Genomic DNA, 22,910 nt, shown 5'->3' with positions numbered 1-22,910 from the left:
TGTGCGCTCAAAAATTCGCAATGATTGTGACTGAATTGCGTTACACCATAACACCTCATTGCACAACGATATCTACTAGGGCCTACGCCGACACAACTTGGTATTTTTATGATACAATTGTACTATAAAAGTATGAATGTCTGATAAGTATGCAACGCGAAGTACAGTTTTGCCTAAGTTCGTAGGGAATAGACTCAAACAAACTTTGCGCTCCTCTGCGTTTAAACTTAAACCCTCAATTATCCACGAATTTACCAAACTGTGTACAAAGCTTGGTAATCAAATCATTGTGTTTTTTTACTGGAAATTAGTACGGTTATAACAGCTTATTGTGGAAAATTAATAGACTTCAATAACCGTTGCTATAAAAGATTATTGACCTTTATATGGAAGGTGGCAATATGACAAAGAATCAGATTTCTCTAGTAGAACTAATCAAAATTTTTGCCGAATATCGCAACAATATTATCGTCAACATCAAACACCTACAAGAACATTATCAAAGAACAGGTATTAAACGTATTAGAGGTGTCAGAAACGAAAATGGAGAACTGTTACAACCTTGGTTAACAACAGAATATATAGATAATGCTGAGTACGTTGACATGGGCGAGTTTCAGTTTAGCCGCAACGCTGCTACTATCAATATGCTTGTAAAACGTAGAGTTAAACTTGCTAAATCTGAAGACCAAACTCCTACTATTGAAGTCGCAGGATTGTTAGTAAATGACCTCAATACCTTTAATAATTACACGATTATAAGTGACGGCAAAATCAACGTAAAGTCATTACAAGTCAAAATTAGTAGTAAAAAAGTCTTTGACTTACTCAAACAAAAAGGCATACTGGATGCAGAAGAATTTGACTTTCGGGCAGAATATACTATTCAGTTAGATAACTTGCCACTTGTAGCTGCTAATAGTAGTTACAGCAGTATTGATGGACTATTCAATGAACTGGCAGAAATTAAAGTACTGACTAGTATTATTTTCGCTCAATTAAAAAATGAATCAGATGTATTTATCGAGGCGCAGTTAGATGAGTTTAAAAAGCACTATCTATCTAAGAATACTTACATCAACTTTCCTACAACCAATGAATACACTGATATCAGCGAAGCTTTAGCTAATGGTACTATTGACTCAAAATTGAGTTATAAAATCGATATCGGCAGTCAAGAGATTCTGAACTTGAGTAAGTTACCTTCTGCTAACAAGTTTCTCAATAGAATGTATCGCCTTTATGACAAAGAAACTGGAGAAATTATCATTAAACCGAGTTTTGAGATGGCATTTAATCAGAATATCACTGTGAGGCACAGGTTACTGTCATCACGTACCAAGATTACAAAAGTTGACGAATTGATGAAACCAATTTTTGATGATTTTCTTGGGCTTGAGGAAAATGGGATTGTTGGAGGAATCCTTAAGAAAGTTGGTGCTGATAGTTTGGCGCAGTTATTGCAGGATAAACAAACTGGTAAGCAGATCGGCAAAGAGGAAATGGTTGCAGCTTTAACAGTGGCAAATAAAAAGTTAGAACAATATGCAGAAAATATCTACCAAGATAAAATATCTCCCTTAGTATTTTGCATTGGTTCTACTGGACTATTGCCAGATAAAATGGAAGCTAAAGGCATGACTGCTGATGAAGCTGCTGCTAAATACCCAAATTTGCAATTTTCTAAAGATGAGCAACAAGGCAGTTTTTTTGCAGTTGGTGATAGTATTATCAGCATCAATACCAAAACTGAATATTACAGCAAACTTATTTCTGTTTGTGTAGACAATTAACTTGTATATACAAATGAAATAAGATTGGTATATGCAACTAGTAGAACCCCGACTTCTTTGAAAAGTTGGGGTTCTTGTCTCTCATGAATGAGTCAGAGTTGCTATATAGCAATTCCAATTATGGTTTTCCTAAAATACAGCTAGAGCTTGGGCTTATCGCAGAAGAAATTGGACTTGTGGATGAAGACATCGTTCTAAGAAAACTACATATAATCTGTAAAGACAGTAATAAAAAAATACTGTAGCAAATGATTTTTACATCTTTATTAATGATTTGAAAATATCGCTCTCCAAAAGAAGAATAACCTGCAATCCCCACAGAACCAAAGCTTCCAACAATCAATAATCTCATCAATAATTCAATGGAAGTAGCAATGGATTTACTAATAATCTTTAAGAAAATTACGCAGAAATCAGCTTCAATGAGACAATCTGACCTAATCTTCTCAACCTAAAGGAAGACATGAACGATCGCACAAAGGCTCTCCAGGCTCTCGCCGCTGAACGTTGGCGGGTATCCTTGATTCTGACTGGAGCCATGATGTTTATTTACTTTGGCTTTATCCTATTAATCGCGTTCAATAAGCCCCTGCTGGGGTCATTAGTAGTTCCTGGTCTGAGCCTGGGAATTTTACTAGGGGCACTGGTAATTGTCTCAGCATGGGTATTAATTTTTATCTATGTGCGTTGGGCAAATAGTAGTTACGACGACCAAATCGCAAGGCTGAAACGCAAATGAAGAGTGCTGAGTTAAAAGTGCTGTTAGCGGGGCGTTTAGCCCGTGCTGAGTAGTATTTGACTCACTCAGCACTGAGTAAGGCGAATTAGCTATTAGCAATTTCTAGTCCCAAATTCAAAATCCTAAACCAAAAAAGCATGAATAGTGTGTGGTTCGATCTGCCACTAGCGGCGGATATTACCAGTCTTGGTAAGTTTAACCCGTTGGCGATCGCTTTCTTTTTTCTATTTGTTGTAAGTTCTCTAGGCATTACCTATTGGGCGGCAAAGCTTACTAAAAATACGGCACAGTTCTATACAGCTGGTGGTAAAATCAGCGGTTTCCAAAATGGGCTAGCCCTAGCAGGAGACTTTATGAGTGCAGCTAGCTTTTTAGGTATTGCTGGGCTGGTGGCACTCAACGGCTTTGATGGCTTAATTTATTCTATCGGCTTCCTGGTGGGCTGGCCGATTGTTATGTTTCTAATTGCCGAACCACTACGAAACTTAGGTAAATACACTTTTGCCGATGTAGTGGCTTTTCGCTTGCAGCAAAAACCTGTACGTATTGCATCTGCAATTGGAACGCTGGTAGTAATTAGCTTTTACTTAATTGCCCAGATGGTAGGTGCTGGGGAACTAATCAAACTACTATTTGGCTTTGATTATGAATTAGCTGTGGTCATCGTCGGTTGTGTGATGATGGCTTATGTGATTTTTGGCGGCATGATTGCCACCACTTGGGTACAAATTATCAAAGCAGTTTTGTTACTCGCCGGAACTGTTTTACTAGCTATCTTGGTACTGGCACGATTTGGCTTTAACCCACTTGCTCTTTTCGCCGCTGCATCTGAGAAGTACCCAGGTGTATTAGCTCCGGGCAAACTGGTTTCTAACCCCTTGGATGCTATCTCTTTAGGGATGTCGTTGATGTTCGGCACTGCTGGACTACCACACATTCTGATGCGTTTCTACACAGTACCCGACGCCAAAGCAGCGCGGCTCTCTGTTACTTATGCGACAGCTATTATTGGCGTTTTTTATCTTCTTACCTTCATCCTGGGCTTTGGAGCAATGGTGCTAGTAGGTAAAGATGCCATTGAGAAAATTGGTACTGGTGGTAATATGGCTGCGCCGATGTTGGCAGAATTTTTGGGTGGTGATGCTTTCTTAGGTTTTATTGCCGCTGTTTCATTTGCAACTATTTTGGCGGTTGTTGCTGGGTTGACACTCTCAGGTGCGGCTGCATTGTCCCACGATTTATGGGTAAATGTTGTGCGCTCTGGCCATGCTGACGAGTCAGAACAGCTAAAGGTGGCTCGCGGTGCAACAATGCTGTTGGGGTTAGTGGCGATATTCTTGGGTATCTTGTTTAAAGGGCAAAACGTAGCTTATATGGTAGGTTTAGCATTTGCGATCGCTGCGAGTGCAAACTTCCCAGCATTGCTCTTATCCATGCTTTGGCGACGCTTCACAACCAATGGTGCAGTTGCAAGTATGTTAGTAGGAACTGTCTCCTCTTTAGTGCTGATTTATTTGTCACCTACTATTCAAGTAACGATTCTCAAGCACGCTTCTGCACCCTTTCCCCTAAAAAATCCTGGATTAATCAGCATCCCACTGGCGTTTATTGTGGCGATTGTCGTTTCACTATTGAGTACTGAACAGCTGGCACAGGAAAAATTTGCGGAAGTTGAGGATCGCATTCACATTGGTTCTGGGATGTGATTTTGTCATTTGTGATTGGGCATTGGGCATTGGGCATTGGGCATTGGGCATTGGGCATTAGGTTAGCCCTGCTCCCTGCCCCTCTGCTACTGCCCAAGTTCTTTGATGTTATTCATCACTTGTTGGTATAAGTCGTTGTTACCTTGACTTTGAAAAATGTTTGCTGCTTGTTGTAAGTCCTTGAGCGCTCCCTGTTTGTCTCCATTAGTGGCGCGGGCATTTCCTCGGTTATTGTAGGCAGGGGCAAAGTTACGATTGAGGCTAATGGCTTGATTGTAATCTGCGATCGCACCCTTGGGATCTCCATTGGCAGCACGGGCATTTCCTCGATTATTATAAGCGATCGCATATTTGGGGTTGAGGAGAATTGCTTGATCAAGATCGTCTATTGCCCCTTTTTTGTCTCCATTGGTGGCACGGGCATTTCCTCGGTTATTGTAGGCTTCGGCATAGTTGGGATTTAGGCGAATCGCTTCACTGTAATCTTTAACTGCTTCTCTGTTGTTTCCCAGTGAGGCGCGGGCATTCCCCAAGTTATTGTGGGCTTCGGCGTCGTTAGGGTTGATGCGGAGTGCTTGATTGTAATCTGCGATCGCTTTTTCCTTGTCTCCCAAATCAAAATAGGCTAATCCTCGCGCGTTGTAGGCAGCGCCATACTGAGAATTTTGACTAATTGCCTTACCGTAAGAAGCGATCGCAGCTTGCAAGTCGCCGTTTAAATGCTGATTCTTTCCCTGAAGATAAAATTCCCCACCTCTGGATGTTGTAGCTGAACGACGGCTAGGTTGACTAACTCCTATTTCTGTCACCAATACATTGTCATTCTTACTACAAGAAATACTGCTAATTGCAGTCAATGTAGTAAAAATAGCTATGGTAAATAAAGTATTTACCCTTGTTCGCTTTTGCCCAAATAAACGCCGTCTCATAAGTTAATATAAACTGCCATCATACCTGAACGGAATTAGTACCAAAATCTAGATTTTAATTCTTTAACTCAATAACTATTCTAACTTTTGATAGGCCTTTAAAGTTAATTGACAATTTTCCCTAATATTTTATAGATTTATCAGAGAAAAAAGCAGGAAATAATTATTAAGTTTCAATATTTCTTCTTCACAATAACTCTATAAACTCTGACATTTGTAGCCTAATGAACAATTTACTCATCCTCAGCTTCACTCTCTTGAGTTTTAGAAATTAGCCGCCAAGACGTATTTTTGTCAATATCTACAGACAATTGTTCCAGATTTTTTCCTAAATCCTTTTGGAGCTTCTGAGTTAGTGTGATTGGAAAATCTAAATTAATACCTTGAGTTTGTGCTAGCTTTGCCAATTCTGTAAATGCAGCTTTGACTGTTGTACGCTCATAACTAGTCAACTTATAATTAGAAGTTTCAGATATATTTTGAGCTTGCATAGCTTTTTTCATACGTTCTTGCAAATGCTCAAATTCTGAATTCAACAACTTCCATTGCTGTTCAAGTTCCGAGTATCTAGTACTTAGTGATATTAAATCTTCCGTTGCAGGTTCGGGGCTGGCTTGGGCTTGTAAGCCTAACAAGTTTAGGTGAATTTGAGCAAGATAAATGCAGTCTAGGTAAGCATACTCTATCTGTTCTTCAGTCAGAGGGCGTTTTCCCCAATCACTTTTTTGTTCTTGTTTATCGATATTATTAAAGCTACAAAGTCCTGTAGCTATTGTCTTGAGTTGGTAGTTGGGTAATGGCAAAAGATAGTAGGGAATTTTTTTGGCCATTTCCAAAGTGCAAGTAATATTTTTGGCTTTCTTGCTACCGAGAAATTTTAGATCGTAACTGGCATTGTGAAAAACTTTTTCAATGGCAGAATTTATCATAATTTGGTCAATAAATTCAGCTATGATAGTAGGCTGATCTAAGACATCTAAAAGATAGACGCGATCGCCACTCATATCTTGAGGATTATCTAATACCTGAATCAGCGATAATCGGGGATTACGACTTTTATAGTCAGCGACTTCTGTATCTATCCACAGTGTTTTAGCGTTTGTATATTCAGCAACAATGGCACGAATTTCGCTAGCCGAAGTAAGGTAGGGCATTGGCTAATATTTCCTGATATTTAAGGCATTGTAAGTAAGCCATAGTTTTATAAAGTAACATTTTGTTGGTAAGAATGCTTATACAGGATTGCAAAAAGGCTGAAGTTTGAAATTAGTCATAGATATCGCCAAATTAACTCAAATCTGATAACATCGAGTCACTACTGTGGAGTGGCATAGTCTACCATCAAAACAGCTACTCAGCATCTACATTAAATTCATAGAGAGCCACAGACTGTGAGTAAAGCCATGCTGGTTATCAGCCGTCAGGAAAATTGAATTGGAATTTCTCAAAACTGGGTGCAAAATCTTAGTTTCAAGAAATCGCCCAAATTTCAATTTTCAGTAACCTGAGCTATTGCTTAAGCATTTTTGCTACTTCACTTTTAATTGTTTTTTTAAATTTGCTCCTCATCATCACACACACCTCAATTAACCGCTTCAAGTACTCAATTCGGAGATAGATAATGAAAAAGCTAATTCTATTAGTAGTTAGTAGCATTTTGGTAGTTGGTACTTTTGGCTGCCAAGAGGCTCCTAAAACTGGTTCAGAAACTCCTAGCACAACTAATGAAGCCGCTCAAGCACCAGCAAAACCAGCTTCGCAGACAAATCAAACTGCCAAAGTTCCAGAAACACAGGCTACTCCTTTAGCAGCTAATACAGGTACGAAAGTTAAAACCGATGCTGAAAAAACGGCAGCAACAAAAGCTAAGAGCGATTTAAAAACTGAAGTTAGCGCAAAGTTGAATAAAGGCTTACCAGGCAACAAGTTACAAGTTGAAAACAAAGAGGGTGAAATTATCCTCAAAGGTACAGCCGCTTCTGCTGAAGAACTCAAGAAAGCTGAAACCTTAGCTAAAGAAGTTCAAGGTGTGAAGACAGTGAAGGTAGAAGCAAAAGTTGATAGTGTGAAAAAGCCATAAAAGAATAACTGAAGCTTTCAGTTAGCAGCGGCATAAAAGCCAACCAGAGACTTGCATCTGTGTAAGTCTCTGTTTTTGCTATAGCTATTTTCAAGTAAATAGACCAGGCGGTAGAGGCACAAGGCCTTGCATTGATGTCAACTTAACTAAAAGCCTTTTCAAATTTCGTTTCCAGCTTCTGGGCTGGAAATGCACTTCAATTGCGGCTCTGCCGCCAGCAAGGGAGGCGGCAGCCCCAAGGACGGCATTCCCAGTCAGATACTATTGGTGACAACTTAAGAAAAAAGTAATGTCAACAGGTGCATCAAGGGAAAAAACGATGGCAAATCCAAGAGTCGCAAACCCAGATCACAAGCGGGATAGAAACATGCCAGCGCCAGAAAACGAAGTAATCGCCGCGTGGATGGAAGAGCTATTAACACCACTGGTATACAATCAACTGTCCTATTACCAGCAGTTGGGGCTACGCGACCGGATTCTGGGTTTACCTCTAATGGTGGCAGCACTATTAACACTACTGTGGCGACAAGTACCATCGGTGCGCGAGTTACATCGGTTATTAAATCGAGAAGACAAATTGATTGTGCAAAGCGACTTGCGTATCGCAACAAGCATTGTCTAACGTTGTTAAATATCAACTCATACCAATTCAATTAATGATTGCAACACATCCTTTGGGTAAAGACGCGATGAATCGCGTCTCTACAAGTGGTCTATTTGTCGCATTCCTTTTTCAAATTGGTATCAAATCTCAACAGCGAGACACTTTGGACTTATCTCCACACCCCACTTGACATTTTGGCGATCGCTTTAAGTTGTCACCAATAGGCACAGCCTGGGAACGAGGCATTTAATTTGTCAAGGAAAGAAGAGAAATTGAAGAATTTATTTACCTCAAGGTTAAGTGCGATCAACGAGACTAACGATCGCTGCGGCTAAATCCACTGGATCGACGGGTTTAGGTAAGTGTTTTTGGAATCCTGCTGCCATTGCTTGGTTGTAGTTAATTTCTCCTGCATAAGCAGTCAAAGCGATCGCGGGAATTTGTCCGCCTTGCTCTGGCGGTAATTTTCTCACTTCGCGTAGCAACATATACCCATCCATGATGGGCATTCCAATATCGCTTAAGAGGATATCTGGCTGGGATTGCACTAATGTTTGCAGCGCTTCATCTGCTGATTCAACTGCCGTTACTGTCGCGCCATATTGTTCCAGCGCAAAGCTAAAAAATTCTCGCACATCGGCTTGATCGTCCACAAGCAGAATTTGCACTCCAGCAAGTAATGTCTCCTCAGTCTCGAGTTCTGCTTGAGAAGCCTCACTACTGCTAAATCGCAACTCAGAATTTTTGAGCAGAGGTAGTTTGACTGTGAAGGTAGCCCCTTGTCCTTCTCCCAAACTCTCTGCCTGAACTGTGCCACCATGAAGTTCTACTAAATGACGCACAATTGCCAGTCCCAATCCCAGTCCACCAAATACTCTGGTTGTTTTAGCATCTGCTTGCCGAAAGTAATCAAAGACGTAGGGCAAAAAGTCTGGGTTGATTCCTTTACCTGTATCAATTACCTGGATTTGGGCATCTAAACCAACTTGCTGTAGACGCACTTCTACAAGTCCATCTGTGGGTGTGAATTTAACGGCATTGGAGAGGAGATTCCACATTACTTGTTGCAAGCGATCGCCATCGCCGAGAACTTTGCCGATATCATTACTTAACACTGTTTGAATTTGAATCGATTTGGCTTCTGCTGCCAAACGCACCGTTTCTAGTGCAGATGCGATCGCTATTTTCAAATCCACTGCATGGAGATTTAAGCTGACTTTACCTTGCAAAATCCGCGAAACATCAAGTAAATCTCCAATCAATTGGGTTTGTAACTTGGCATTCCGCTCGATTGTTTCTAATGCTCGGATTTTAGTAGCTTCGTCGAACTTGCGGGTTCTGAGTAACTTTGCCCACCCTAAAATCGGATTCAAGGGAGTTCGGAGTTCGTGAGAAAGGACAGCGAGAAATTCATCTTTAATCCGGTTGGCTGTTTCGGCTTGTGCCCTAGCTGTCTTTTCAGCTTCGTAAAGTTGAGCGCGGGCGATGGCTTGCGCACACTGCTGTGCCAGTGTCAACATAAATCCCCGGTCTTCTTCGTTAAATATTTGAAGAGGAGTAAAGCTTAATCCCAAAGCCCCAATTACTTTACCTTCTACTATCAAGGGAATGGAAGCCCAAGCATTATTCGCTATAACAGTCACAACGTCTGCTAAGTCGGGATATCTAGCAATCATGGCTGCTAAATTTTCTAAAAAAATCGGCTGCCCAGTTCTGACTGTTTCTGCTATTTGGTTAGGTGCTGCGATTGGAAAACTTGTCCAAGTATTTATGAGCGTTTGCGGATAGCCAATTGCTTGCACAACTTTTAGGGTAGTATTTCCTTCAGTAAGTAAGACAACGGAACCACCAGTAGCTTCCAAGGCGGCAATGCCCTGGTTCACCACTACATCAGCCACCTGTTGGGGAGTTAGAGCTTCTGAGAAGGCAGCAGTTATTTTTTGTAAAAGTACTGTGCGATTGACAGACCGTTGAGTTTCCTGGTAGAGTCTGGCGTTGTCGATGGCTGTCGCCGCCCGCCGAGCAATATCTTCTGCTAAAGCCAAGTCTGTTTGTTGATAGTACCGACCAGATTCGGCGGTAAAAAAAGAGATTGCTCCAAATAATTGCCCGCGGGAACGAACTGGAATCACCATTAGAGAACGAATACCCAGATTTTGCAGCAATTGCAGATGTTCGTTGTCTTCAGACATCTGTAGAAGATGTGAGTCAGATAATTCGGGATAAAAGACAGATATTCCTAAGCGTAGCTGCCGTACAAGCTCTTTGGCTTTGGTTTTGGGTCGATAACGCCGTCGGATTTCGTCTAAAATATTTAGTTTTGTGGGATCGGCAATTGCGATCGCAATTTGTTTACTTGACCAATCTTCCTCAAAGACATCTACAATACACAAATCGGCTAAAGTTGGCACTGCTAGATTTGCCACATTTTCCAAGGTGATTTCATAATCTAATGAGGCAGCTAGTAAGGTGCTGGCTTCGACTAAAAAGTTTTGTGTGGCTTCAATTCGTTTGCGATGGCTAATATCCTCAATAATCCCTAATGCATACATAGGTTGTCCGTTAACATCCCAAACTGTTGATGAAGTTAGATTGACCCAAACTATGGAACCATCTTTGCAGATGTAGCGTTTCTCTAGGGAATAACCACTAATTTCTTTTGCTAAAACTCGCCCAGCATTTTCCAAATCAACTTCTAAGTCGTCAGGGTGGGTAATTTCCTGAAAGTTCATTTGAATTAACTCTTCTAGGCTATACCCAGTAATTTCGCACAGAGCAGGATTAACTTGCAGAAATTGTCCATCCAACGCTACGAGAGCAATACCGACAGCTGCTTGATTGAACATTGCCCGAAACCTTTCTTCGCTTTCTCGCAAAGCAACTTCTGTTTGCTTTGCTGCGGTAACATCTGCCAAAATAATTCCAATTCCTACCGTTTCACCCATTGCGTTACGAACTGGGTAATAGTTGCCCAGCCAGTAACCGTAACGTTCGGGTTGCTCCCTTGTCTCACCGCTGATTTCCATATTCAGCAGGGGTTCTCCAGTATCTAACACGCGCTGTAATTGTGGCTCTAACTCAGCCGCCATTGCTGGCAAGACTTCTCTAAATTTGCATCCTAGATGTTCTTCTATAGTTAAACCGTTAATGTCAGCGAAAACTTGATTAATGCGGATATATCGCAGTTCCCGATCCAAAAAGCATACGGCAACAGGAGCCGCTCCTAGTAACGCATCTAAAAGAGATAGAGATTCGGCATAATGGATTAAAGCTTGGTGGATGTCTCGATAAAGTTGGGCATTTTCCACTGCTAAGGCAACACGCTGGGTAATATCTGTTGCTAAAGTTAGGTCAGTGCGATCGTACCGACGGTCTGCTTGAGTGGTGACAAAGCTGATGGTGCCCAGTACTCGCCCTTTTGCAATTAACGGCACAATCATCACAGACTTCATCCCCAGTTGGCGAACAAGTTCTAAGTGTTCCTGATTCTGAGTACTTGCCACTAATAGCGAGTCAGATACCTCTGAGATTAATTCGCTTTGCCCGGTTTGCAGTACTTTGGTAATTGCGCTTGCACCCTTGTAATCTGTTGCATACTCCTGAAGTTTACGCGCCAACTCCGCTTTCGATGGGTCTGTATGGGCAATGGGTAGGCGGCGAATGGAACCATCTTCATTTAAAATATCGACGCTACACCAATCAGCAAGCTGGGGAACCGAGATTTTAGCGATCTGTTCTAAGGTTTGTTCATAATCTAGCGAAGTAGAGAGTAAACTACTAATTTGGGCGATATAGTGTAGTCTTTCCTCAGCCTGCTTGCGCTCTGTAATATCGACAACAAAAAAAGCTCCTCGATCTACAATCCCTTCAAAGCGGCTAGCACCTACCAAAATCGGGAAGCGTGAGCCGTTTTTATGGATATATTCCTTTTGATATGGTGTGCAAAAAGAACTGTCTTGAAGTTGAGTCAGTGCTTGCTTATCGAGTTGCCCGTACTCTGTAGGAGTTAAATCTTGCCAGTTAATTTTTCCAGAAACTAATTCTTCACGGGTATAACCCACCATATTCAGCAAGGCATCGTTTGCTTCTGTAATCCCCCCGTCTCTACTCCAGAAGCCAATACCAATCATGTTTGACTCAACTACACTGCGAAACTTAGCTTCGCTTTCCCGTAATGCTTGTTCAGTTTGTTTTAGTTGAGTAATATTCACAGCTGTACAGGTAATACCCTGAATGCTATTGTCTGCATCCTTTAGTGGTTCAACTAGCAAATCGTAGTAACAGTCTTCTCCATAAGTTGTCAGATAAACTTCTTGGCGGGTTGCAACACCAGTCTCTATTACCTTTAGCTTAATTGCCTTCAATTGCTCTGCTACTGAGGCTGGAAATAATTCATCATCAGACTTACCTAACATTTCCTCAGCAGTTTCTAGACCTTGAGGATTATGAATCCATTGATATCGCAAATCGCAATTCTGCTGAAAGACCACGATATCTGAACTACTTAATGCTAATCGAAATCTTTCTTCACTAACTCTTAGCTCTTGCAGATTTCTATCAGCTCGTATTTTTGCAGTTTTTAATCGCTCACATAAGATACTAAAGAGCAATCCTTGTAATGCAAACAACCCAATTCGCACAGAATTGGATAAGTCAAAACTCAGCTCATAAGCTGGAGGGAGAAAGAAGTAATCGCTTAGTAACGCAGACAAGAAAGTTGCTAACACCCCTGACTTCAAACCACCATACCAAGCACTCACCATTACAGCGCTAAAAAACAGCAAAAAAGGAGTTCCACTCATGCTTAACCAGGGGTCTAGCATCAACATTAGCACTAATGCAAGTGCAACAATTAATACAACGATGCCATAACGCAGTAACTGAGAATAATGAATATGGGGCATGAAAAGTTCTTAGAACAACCAATACTCATTGCAGAGGCTGTATATACCCTAAGCTAGTTTGCAAATTTTAGTAACTTATCTCCAGATAGATTTTTGCTGAGTTACAAAACCTCTTTTGCCAGAGGTTGATTTGTTAGCTATCTGATATAGAAAGTAAAAATTTAGTTCTATCCATCAAGATAAATGACGCTCTTTTACTCCCTTCCTTGCAGGTGAAATTTTTTGAAAATCGATCGTTACTTGATATACTACTATTTATTTGGTAGCAATCAATATTTAAATTTGAATGAATAAGTAAAATATTGATATTGCCAAGATATCTACTTCAGCATTTAGATATAATAACAATGCGATCGCCTACTTCTAGTTTCACTTTAACAAAATTTCTGTTTTTTTAATTAGCGCATCTGTTGCCATATTCACCAAACGATAAATATAGTTTGACTTGCTAGAAGATTCCGGTTGTGGTACTGACCTCTTCTGCTGAAGACTAGGATATGATCGAGAGTTACCAGCTTGGGGTAAATAGCTACATCGTCAAACCTGTCGATTTTGAACCAATACGGTTCAGTTAAGGCTAAAACTCTGTTACCAAAGTCGTTTTTTTAACGAACCGCCTTCGCGTAGCGTCTCGTAGAGAAGGCGCAGAGAACGCAGAGAGAAGAAAGAGATGCTTAACTGAACTGTATTGGATTTTGAACAATTTAACCAAGCAGTCCAACAGCTTGATTTTTATTGGATTTTGTTTAATCAATTGCCAGTTTTGTAAAAAGATTGGGGATTGGGCATGGGGCATTGGGAAGAATTTTTCCTAACTCCTAACTCCTAACTCCTAACTCCTAACTCCTAACTCCTAACTCCTAACTCTCCTAACTCTCCTACTCAGCACTCAGATAGTACTGCGACCAATTTTTCAATATGTGCGACTTCATGAGTTGCCATCACGGATATTCTGATTCGACTTGTGGGTACTGTGGGGGGACGAATTGCTGGGGCAAAAATGCCAGCATCTCTTAGCTGTTTTCCAGCTTTAAGCGCATCTGTGGCATTAGGCAATTGAAAACATAATATGGGTGATTCAGAAGGCAGCAATTTCAGGTTAGGTAACTGTTGCAGCAAAGTTTTCAAATAATGTATATTTACCCACAATTGGGCACGATGTTGCGGTTCTTGTTGCACGATCTTGATTGCTGCTAAGGCTGCTGCTGTATCAGCAGGCGAAAGCCCAGTGGTATAAATCCAACTCGGTGCGCGGTTCCGCAAAAAGTCAATTAAGGCGCTACTTCCTGCTACATACCCGCCTAAACTACCTAAAGCTTTACTCAAAGTGCCAATTTGAATTAATTGCTTTCCTGTACATCCAAAATGCTCAATACACCCAGCGCCAGTTTTTCCTAGTACCCCAGTGGCATGAGCTTCATCGACTAGCAGCATACAGCTAAATTCATCAGCGAGATCCAACAGTACAGGCAACGGACATAAATCGCCATCCATGCTGAAAACGGTATCAGTAACAATCAAACAGCGGCGGTAATTTTGCCGCTGCTGTTTCAACTGAGTTTTTAATACTGCCATATCACAGTGCGGATATTCCACCACTGCTGCACCGCTGAGAATCGCTCCATTTTTTAGACTGGAATGATTGTACTGGTCAGAGAATATTAGATCGCGCTTGCCCACAAGGGCGGTAATTGCACCCAAATTAGCTAGATACCCGGAACTAAATACCAAGGCATCTTCTGTTTGTTTGGTAGATGCGATCGCTTCCTCTAATTCCCTGTGTAACTCCCGATGCCCGCTGAGTAATCTAGAACCAGTACTACCAGTACCAAATTCCGCGATCGCAGCCGTCGCCGCTGCCATCAAACGCTCATCTCCAGCCAATCCCAAATAGTCATTGCTGGCAAAATTAATTACCTCTTGCCCAGCTAAAACCACCGTTGGACCCGGACGGCCATTGATAGGTTGTACCGAACGATACCAGTCTGCCCGATGAATTGTGGCTAAGGACTGTTCTAGCCAAGCATAAGGGTTACGTCGCTTCGCTCCGAATTCAAAATTCAAAATTCAAAATTCAAAATTAATGATCCCCATAAATAATAAATAAATTTGGGGGCTTGTATCATGAGTTGTTTTTGGTCAGTGGGCATAAGGGGGCAGGGGAGAATGACAAATGACAAATGACAAATGACAAATGACCAATGACCATTAAACTTGTTCGCTACTAAGATGAGCGATCGCTTGTTTAATCCAGTCTTCGACATAAGCATCTTGGGGTAGTCCAATGTCTTCGCTGACTACATGTAGGGCGTGACTGACCTCATGGGCAGTATATCCCAAGGCGAAGAGGGTCATTTGCACCTCTTCGAGAATTCCCGGTGCAGGCCCGCCTGTGGCGACGAAGAACCCGGCTGATTTGCGCCACTCGACTAATTTGCTTTTCAGTTCCAAACAGATGCGTTCAGCAATTTTTTTGCCCACACCTGGAGCCTGAATTAGGATTTGTATATTGCCAGCGATAATTGCTTGGACTAAATCTGGTAGTTCCAGAGTATCCAAGAGGGCGATCGCTAAGGCTGCACCAATACCTGTAACAGTCAGCAAGTGACGAAATAAATCGCGTTCGGCTGGGGAAGCAAAGCCATAGAGAAAGGGCACTTCTTCACGAATTTGCAAATGGGTAAAAATTTGCGTTACTCCTCCCGACTCTGGTAACTGGTTTGCTAGCCTTTGGGGAACTTGCAAATCATACCCCAAGCCATTCACTTCCAGAGTCAGAATCACGCGATTAGCGCCAATTGTTTGGATACCAGCGACTATACCTTTTAAATAACTAATCATTACAAGAGACCAAAATAATTTAAGCCTTCGATAATTCCACCTGCACAAAAAGCTTTTGCCAGGTAGCGGTAGTCTGCGGGATACTCATTGTGCCATTGGAGTAACTCTTTGCGGGCATTCCCCACAATGATTCCCCGTTCGTTGCCTACAGCAAATAAAGCAATATCATTACCTGAATCACCACAGACAACTGTTTGTTCTGCTGCAAATTTCCACTTCTGGCGTAAAAACTGCATTGCCTGACCTTTATCGCTGCTATGGGGTACAATGTCAAGGTCAATACCGCTACTGTAGATTAACTTTACATTTAATTTAGATTTCTGCAACTCTGCTTCAAGTTGTGATATCACTCTGACAGATGCATCTTGTTCTAGGAAACAACTCACTTTGAAGGGACGCTGTTCGGAATCCGGTTGCCGAACTAACTCAGGATATTTTTTCGTAATAGATAATACAGTTTCCCGTTCCCATCCCGGAGAGAGGATTTCTGACCAATCTGAGTCTGGAGTATCAGTACCATTTAGGTAAATTTCTGTACCCACGGAAAGAACGAGGGCATCCGGTTGCAAAAGGTTTTTTTGAGCTTGGAGTTCTTTGTAAAGTACAGGCGATCGCCCGGTAGAATAAACGATCTTAGTGCCGTATTCTTGGCGATGTTGACTCAGCAGTTGATTTAGTTCTGGTAAAGCGCTGTCATCGCCCACAGTCCGGTATACCAGGGTGTCATCTAAGTCGGTTACAAACAGAAATGGTTTCATGATTAATACCTCTTGCAAAATCTCGTTATTCTACCGCGTGAAGAGACTTTTACAAGAGATTTATTTGCTAAAAACAAAGCATTATATCAGACACTAAATTCGAAGATCAATGCTTAACTGAACTGTATTCTATGTAAAGCTCAGGGTATGTATAAAAACACTACATCAGCACACTTGGCTTTTGATCTCCTAATAAAATAGCTTTCCAATTTCCGATACTGGTTGATTATCTCGTTCCTATACTCTGCATGGGAATGGCTGATTAGAGGCTGGGCCTCCAGTCAAGACATTAAGTCTCTGACTCAATGAATGCATTGGCGCAGCCTGGGAACGAGTCAAGCCTTCACGTAATAAATAGATTTATAATTTCATTACAATAATTGTTGCAAAGACTTAAGCCTTTCTTATACATGGAAGAACATTTGTTGCAAAGCATTAAGCATTTGCAACAACTAATTATACATTTGTTGGAAATACTTAAGCCTTTCTTATACATGGAAGAGCATTTGTTGTAAAGTATTAAGCATTTGCAACAACTAATTATACATTTGCTGCAAATGCTTAAGCGTTTCTTATACATGGAAGAACATTAGCTGCAAACGCTCAAATTTTGATAACTAATGTTTAAATTTGAGCGATGTCTACAGAGACGTAGCACTGAAAAACAATGTCGAGATGTAGCACTGCTACGACCCTTAGAATATATTTCTGTGGAAATGGTTTTCCGCAGTTTACATTTTTCAATCGCGGAGAATAATTTTGCGTGATTTTAAAACCCTTTTAGAGACGCGAAGTTGCATTTAGTGCTATTCGTCTAAAGTCTTATTCCTTAAATGAATAATAAATCCTCTCAAAGCTAGGTGAGCAAATTCTTTGGCTGCGTTAGTCTCAAAATTGGTAGTAAACGTGCTTTTATTAACTACGCAGCTATGCTAGTGAAATCGTTACATTAATGCTTGAACACAATATTATTGTCGTTGGAACATCAGCAGGTGGAGTTGAGGCGCTGACTTATCTAGTCAAGCATTTGCCGGCCGATCTCAATGCTGCTGTGATTATAGTTCTTCACGTATCCAGTCACAGCATCAGTATTCTGCCAAAAATATTAAATCGCGCTGGCAACTTACCAGTGTCTCATGCTCAGGACGGCGAAGCTATTGTTCATGGTTGGATTTATGTGGCTTTGCCTGACCACCACTTACTGGTAGAAGGAGGATATTTGCGTTTAACGCGGGGAGCAAAAGAAAACCGTTGTCGTCCCGCCATCGATCCATTGTTTCGCAGTGCAGCGCGAACCTATGGGCAACGAGTGATTGCTGTGCTGCTAACAGGTATGCTTGACGACGGCACGGCGGGAATAATGGCTGTAAAAATGCGGGGCGGTGTGGCAATTGTCCAAGATCCCGATGATGCTTTGTATCCTAATATGCCACGTAATGCGATCGATAATTTAGACGATATTGACCATATCGCGCCACTTTCAGATATTCCTTCTATTTTGGTAGCTTTAGTTAATATACCAATGGAAATACAGCCAGAAAACCCCGTACCTAGCAAGATGGAGTTTGAAACTGAAATAGCGCAGTTGAGTTTGGAAGCAGTAGAAAACGAAAGCGATCGACCTGGTAAACCATCAACCTTTGGCTGTCCTGACTGCGGCGGTATCCTCTGGGAACTCGAAGAGGGAAATTTGTTGCGCTTCCGGTGCCGCACGGGTCATGCTTATTCAGTAGAAACTTTGCTAGCCACCCAGTCTGATAAGGTGGAAGATGCACTATGGATCGCTTTAAGGGCATTGGAAGAGAAAGCTTCTTTATCACATCGTATAGCTTCAAGGATGGAGGCTCGCAATCAAAACTTGGCGGCAGAAAGATTCAAAGAGGAGGCACAATCTGCCTGGCAGCGCTCCGCCATTATTCGAGAAGTACTTTTGAAGATCAATCCAAACATAGATGTTGATTGAAGCTTAAACCTAATTATTTTAAGGAGTGGGATGGTTTAGTTTTCTGTGTGCCAGTGCCACCACCGCTTGCACTAACTCTTCTGGATCAAGGGGTTTGGTAACATGCCGTTGATAGCCACTGGTTATGGCTCGCAGGGAATCCTCAATTCTGGCATAAGCAGTTAAAGCGATCGCGGGAATCTCTCCCCCTCTTTCGGCAGTTAAAGCGCGGATCTGTTGAATCAGGGAGTAACCATCGACTTCGGGCATTCCAATATCACTGACTAAAACATCGGGTTGAAAGGACTCTAGGTTTGCTAAAACTTCTGCCGCAGAGGAAACAGTCAAGACTTTCGCTCCGTATTCAGCAAGCAATACTGTTAATAACTCACGGGCATCGGCATCATCATCAACTGTGAGAACTCGAATACCCGTGAGTTCTAGTGCTGGTTGTGACAACTCATCTGGCTGCTTGATTTCCGGTTCAACATTCAGCAATGGCAACTGGACTGTAAAGGTGGCTCCCAAGCCTTCACCTGCACTATCAGCCGTGATGGTGCCGCCGTGAGCCTCAACTAACTGCCGGACGATCGCTAACCCCAATCCTAACCCGCCATACTTGCGAGTAACTGAGACATCTTCTTGACGGAATGATTCAAAAATATATGGAAGAAACTCTGGGTTAATCCCTTTTCCAGTGTCACTGACAATAATCTCAGCCTGATTATCGAGTGGCTGTAGTCGGATTTCTACCCGTCCTCCGTTAGGGGTAAACTTGATCGCGTTAGAAAGTAAATTCCAAACGATCTGTTGCAGGCGGTTGGAATCTCCAGAGACTTGCCCAATGTTCGGCAGTACCGGATGCAACGTAATTGATTTGGCAATGGCTGCTGTACTTACCGTGTCGATCGCAGATTCAATCACAGATGCCAGATTCACAGGAGTCGCCTCGATGCTAAGTTTGCCGCGCAGAATCTTGGCGACATCGAGTAGGTCATCAATCAGTTGAGTTTGTAGTTTAGCGTTGCGTTCGATAGTGGCTAAAGCTTGGGCTGTTTTGGTTTCATTAAATTTGCGGGTTTGTAGCAGTTTTGTCCAACCGAGAATCGGGTTGAGAGGCGATCGCAATTCATGGGAGAGAACGGCGAGAAACTCATCTTTGATCCGATTGGCGCGTTCGGCTTCTGCTCTGGCTGCTTGCTCTTGGGCAAGTAGGCGATTACGTTCAACTTCCAGTTCCTTTTGATCGTGAATATCTGTACAGGTGCCAAACCATTTCACCACCTGCCCCCGTTGGTCTTTTAGCGGCATACCCAGCACCAAATGCCAACGGTAGCTGCGATCAGAAGCTCTTTTAAAGCGATATTCGTGGCGATAGCTACTGCCACAATCCACAGTATTATTCCACAAGGATTGAGCCGCTTGTCTATCGTCTGGATGAACGCCTGATATCCAACCTTGCCCTAAAATCTGTTCCAAGCTCAATCCGGTATAATCACACAATCGTTGATTCGCGTAATCGCAGGAACCACTGGCATCGCAAGTCCAAACAAGTTGCGGAATCGCCTCTGCTAGGTAGCGGTAGCGTTCTTCACTTTGCCGTAATTCATCCTCTACCTGTTTGCGATCACTGATATCTTGCACATTGCCCAGCATCCGTACTGCATTACCCGCAGCATCATAGAAAACCTTAGCTCTAGCTGCTAACCAGCGAATGCCATCAGGATGTAGAATGCGGTAATCAGTTTCATAGTACTCTTGCTGTTGCTGGATGGTGCGGCTCACTATTTCATTGGCAAAGGTGCGATCGTCTGGGTACAGGAGGCTTAACCACTGTTCAAAGCTGACTTCCTCTGTAGTTAGGTCAAGCCCGAATAGATTGCAGTACTCTTCAGATACATGAGCGCTGTTGCGGGTAATGTCCCAATCCCATACTCCCGATCGCGTAGCTTTGTACGCCAGTTTCAACCGGGCTTCGCTCTCCTGCAATAGGAGTTCTGTCTTTTTACGTTCTGTGATATCTCGTGAAATCAATAAGATTCGTTCTAGTTGCCCGGAAGCATCCAGAATCGGGCTAACGACCACTTCCCACCATTTGGGAGTGCCTTTTACGGTTGGGCAGTATCCGCGAAAAATGCTGACTTCACCTGTTTTAGCGGCAGCGAGTGCCTGCTCTGCCTGTTGCCGATAGCCGTCTTCCCATAAACAGAGCCATTCAATATTCAGATAGGGATTTAAGTCGTCAATTTCCATCAAACACAGTCCACCTGTATTCATATACAGCAGCCGCCCGTCGAGGCTTAATACCTTGATACAGTCAGAACTACTATCTAAAATACGGTTTTTAAATTCTTCACTCTGGCGCAAATCAAGCTCTGCCTGTTTGCGATCGCTGATATCAAAATGGATGCCTGCCATTCGCAGGGGATTGCCCTGTTGATCGCGCAAAACCACTTTTCCGTGATTGGCAATCCATTTCCACTCCCCAGACTTGGTTAACATCCGATATTCAAATTTGTAAGACACCGAATCGTCCTGAAGATGGGCATTCAACCGTTCCATCACCCAAACTTTATCGTCAGGATGAATTAGTCGCTCCCAACTGTTAAAGTGTCCAGGTAGCTCTCCTTGCTCATATCCCAGCATTTCCAGCCATCGTGAACTTAAATAATCTTCATTGGTAACAATGTTCCAATCCCATAGACCGCCACCAGAACCTTCCAGTGCCATTTGCAGGCGTTCTTCACTGTCTCGCAGGGCCTGCTCTACCTGTTTGCGATCGCTGATGTCTTCGGCAATCCCGGCAAACCGATAAATCTCTCCTGTTTCATCTCGTAGGGGAAAACAGCGATCGTGAACCCAGCGAATACTACCATTGGGTAAAATAATCCGATATTCTTCATCAAATTGACCGGCGACAGCTTTTTCATGAAACGCTCTGTCTGTCGCTTCTCGATCTTCTGGGTGGATACGATCGACCCATGCTTGTTGTCCTTGATACAATTCTTGCGGGTTCAATCCCCACAGTTTTTTATATGCAGGACTGACATAGCTAACTCGATTTTTCGACACCTCTTTGATCCAAAACACCGCATCAATATTTTCTGCGAGTTGGCGAAAACGTTCCTCACTCTCACGCAGAGTTTCGGCTGATCGTTTGCGTTCGGTGATATCTAGATCGATACCCGCCATCTGAATCGGTTGTCCGTGTTGGTCGTAAAATACCTTGCCCTGGCTTAGTGCCCACCGAATTGTACCATTGGGATATACTACCCGAAATTCAATGTCATAGTCTTCTCCAGTAGCGACGGCACGACCAACGGCTGCCAGTAGGCGATCACGATCGTCAGGGTGGACTCGCGCGGCAAACATCTCGAATGAACCGTCAAATTCTCCTTGTTCCAGTCCAAATAAGGCTTCCAGGTTATCCGACCAGGAAATTTTTCCCGTCTGGATGTTCCAGTTCCATGTTCCCATCCGAGAGGCTGACAGTGCTAATCGTAGCCATTCTTCGCTCTCCCGTAATTCTGCTTCTACTCGTCTGCGATCGGTCAATTCATTCTGTGCCTGCTGATAGAGTTCCGCCTGCCGAATTGCAATGCCAACTTGAATCGCCAGTTCTTTGAGCAAGTCAATCTCTAAGGGTTGCCACCTTCGAGGAACTGCACAGTTATGAGCAATTAGCAATCCCCAAAAGTGGTTATCGGAAATAATCGGCACCACCAGATTAGCTTTCACTTGAAACTGAGCCAACAATTCAACGTGGCAGGGGTCAATACTGCTATCCTGAATATCAAATATTGCCGTTACGTAACCCTGACGATAGCGTTGGATATAGTTCTCGACAAAGGCGGTATCGTAGCTGACAGTTTCCGACGGATTCCATGCAAGGTAGTTCTCCGCGAGGCAGGGATCGTACATAGTAGATGAGAGCAGCGATTCCCAGTGTCCCCCAACAGATTCTGCGATTACTGTGCCATCGCCATCAGGTTTTAACTGAAAAACCAAGACGCGATCGGTGTGCAGAAATTCTCTCACTTCGGTTACGGTTGTCTGGAGAATTTCATCCAGATTCAGCGATTGGTGAATTTTCTGGGTAATATGTGAGACTACGCGCTCTCGTTCAATCCGCTGTTGTAGTTGGGTGCGTAGCTGCACTGTTTCAATTGCCCCATTGACTGCTATTTGCAGCCCTTCTGGGGTGATTTGCTCTTTGACAATATAATCTTGTGCGCCCGCTTTGATCGCCTTAACTGCGATCGCCTCATTGCCCTGCCCAGTGACGACAATTACAGGTAGGCAAGGCTGTTGGGTAGATGGTTGCAATTGTGCCAGAAATTCCAGTCCGTCCATGTCGGGCAGTCGATAATCAAGCAACACAACATCAGGCTGATGTTGCTGCCAAAGTTCTAGCCCAAGTTGTCCCAGCGTTGCTTCTAGGATAGTGTAAGAATGTTCGCGATCGCGCAGCAAATACCGCCGATAGAGTTCTCGATCTTCTGGGGAATCATCGACAATTAAGAGAGTGCGCTGTTGCTGAGACATTGTGCATTAATTAATCAAGTAGATATTAACCCACCTTCCGCAGGTTTGCATATAAAATTTGACATTTTT

At 42.7% G+C, this 22,910-nt stretch carries 12 protein-coding genes and 2 pseudogenes; 7 read left to right on the top strand and 7 right to left on the bottom strand.

The features are described 5' to 3' along the window. Positions 1-401 precede the first annotated feature (401 nt). From HWQ42_RS03735 to HWQ42_RS03725, 3 genes are all read left to right on the top strand, one after another. Positions 402-1,793 (top strand): hypothetical protein, encoded by a 1,392-nt coding sequence (locus HWQ42_RS03735; protein ID WP_292809435.1) that lies wholly within the window; start codon positions 402-404, stop codon positions 1,791-1,793. 463 nt (positions 1,794-2,256) lie between these two features. Then, on the top strand, positions 2,257-2,532 hold the full coding sequence (locus HWQ42_RS03730) for a DUF485 domain-containing protein (RefSeq protein ID WP_292809432.1): 276 nt from the start codon (positions 2,257-2,259) through the stop codon (positions 2,530-2,532). Between the two features lie 137 nt (positions 2,533-2,669). Then, positions 2,670-4,238 carry a sodium/solute symporter gene (locus HWQ42_RS03725; RefSeq protein WP_292809429.1) on the top strand — a complete coding sequence of 523 codons (1,569 nt, stop codon included), beginning with the start codon at positions 2,670-2,672 and terminating at the stop codon, positions 4,236-4,238. Between the two features lie 86 nt (positions 4,239-4,324). On the opposite strand, the gene HWQ42_RS03720 is transcribed toward HWQ42_RS03725, so the two are convergent. Next, complete coding sequence (locus HWQ42_RS03720; protein ID WP_292809426.1) at positions 4,325-5,167, bottom strand: tetratricopeptide repeat protein; 843 nt, start codon at positions 5,165-5,167, stop codon at positions 4,325-4,327. A 233-nt stretch (positions 5,168-5,400) separates the two neighbouring features. Further along, a complete protein-coding gene (locus tag HWQ42_RS03715) occupies positions 5,401-6,321 on the bottom strand; it encodes a ribonuclease D (protein ID WP_292809424.1) in 921 nt (306 codons plus the stop codon). A 467-nt stretch (positions 6,322-6,788) separates the two neighbouring features. Here HWQ42_RS03715 and HWQ42_RS03710 point away from each other — a divergent pair, with 467 nt between their 5' ends. Next, the gene (locus HWQ42_RS03710; protein ID WP_292809422.1) at positions 6,789-7,247 is read left to right on the top strand and encodes a BON domain-containing protein; all 459 of its coding nucleotides are present in this window, start codon (positions 6,789-6,791) and stop codon (positions 7,245-7,247) included. Between the two features lie 367 nt (positions 7,248-7,614). Beyond that, positions 7,615-7,867, top strand: a pseudogene (locus HWQ42_RS03705) (IS4 family transposase); the annotation flags it as partial. A gap of 280 nt (positions 7,868-8,147) precedes the next feature. Here the strand turns inward: HWQ42_RS03705 and HWQ42_RS03700 are convergent. Then, positions 8,148-12,755, bottom strand: a complete 4,608-nt coding sequence (locus tag HWQ42_RS03700; RefSeq protein WP_292809420.1) for a PAS domain S-box protein — start codon at positions 12,753-12,755, stop codon at positions 8,148-8,150. A 455-nt stretch (positions 12,756-13,210) separates the two neighbouring features. Between HWQ42_RS03700 and HWQ42_RS03695 the strand changes: the two are divergent. Next, positions 13,211-13,330: pseudogene (locus HWQ42_RS03695) on the top strand (response regulator); the annotation flags it as partial. A gap of 307 nt (positions 13,331-13,637) precedes the next feature. On the opposite strand, the gene bioF reads toward HWQ42_RS03695, so the two are convergent. The 3 genes from bioF to HWQ42_RS03680 form a co-directional block, all read right to left on the bottom strand. Further along, positions 13,638-14,819: an 8-amino-7-oxononanoate synthase gene (gene bioF / locus HWQ42_RS03690; protein ID WP_292809417.1), complete on the bottom strand. Its 1,182-nt coding sequence runs from the start codon at positions 14,817-14,819 to the stop codon at positions 13,638-13,640. A gap of 144 nt (positions 14,820-14,963) precedes the next feature. Further along, entirely contained in the window at positions 14,964-15,596 is a 633-nt protein-coding gene (gene ruvA / locus HWQ42_RS03685) for a Holliday junction branch migration protein RuvA (RefSeq protein ID WP_292736010.1), read from the bottom strand. Further along, complete coding sequence (locus tag HWQ42_RS03680; RefSeq protein ID WP_292809415.1) at positions 15,596-16,354, bottom strand: sucrose-phosphate phosphatase; 759 nt, start codon at positions 16,352-16,354, stop codon at positions 15,596-15,598. The genes ruvA and HWQ42_RS03680 overlap by 1 nt, the downstream gene beginning before the upstream one ends. Before the next feature lie 952 nt (positions 16,355-17,306). Between HWQ42_RS03680 and HWQ42_RS03675 the strand changes: the two genes are divergently transcribed. Beyond that, entirely contained in the window at positions 17,307-18,317 is a 1,011-nt protein-coding gene (locus HWQ42_RS03675) for a chemotaxis protein CheB (protein WP_292809413.1), read from the top strand. Between the two features lie 18 nt (positions 18,318-18,335). Here the strand turns inward: HWQ42_RS03675 and HWQ42_RS03670 are convergent, their stop codons facing one another. Further along, on the bottom strand, positions 18,336-22,841 hold the full coding sequence (locus tag HWQ42_RS03670; protein ID WP_292809411.1) for a PAS domain-containing protein: 4,506 nt from the start codon (positions 22,839-22,841) through the stop codon (positions 18,336-18,338). Between the last annotated feature and the right edge of the window lie 69 nt (positions 22,842-22,910).

It is taken from the genome of Nostoc sp. JL23, from assembly GCF_017115065.1.
Lineage (GTDB): Bacteria > Cyanobacteriota > Cyanobacteriia > Cyanobacteriales > Nostocaceae > Nostoc > Nostoc punctiforme_A.
This window is presented reverse-complemented; position numbering and strand designations above follow the sequence as displayed.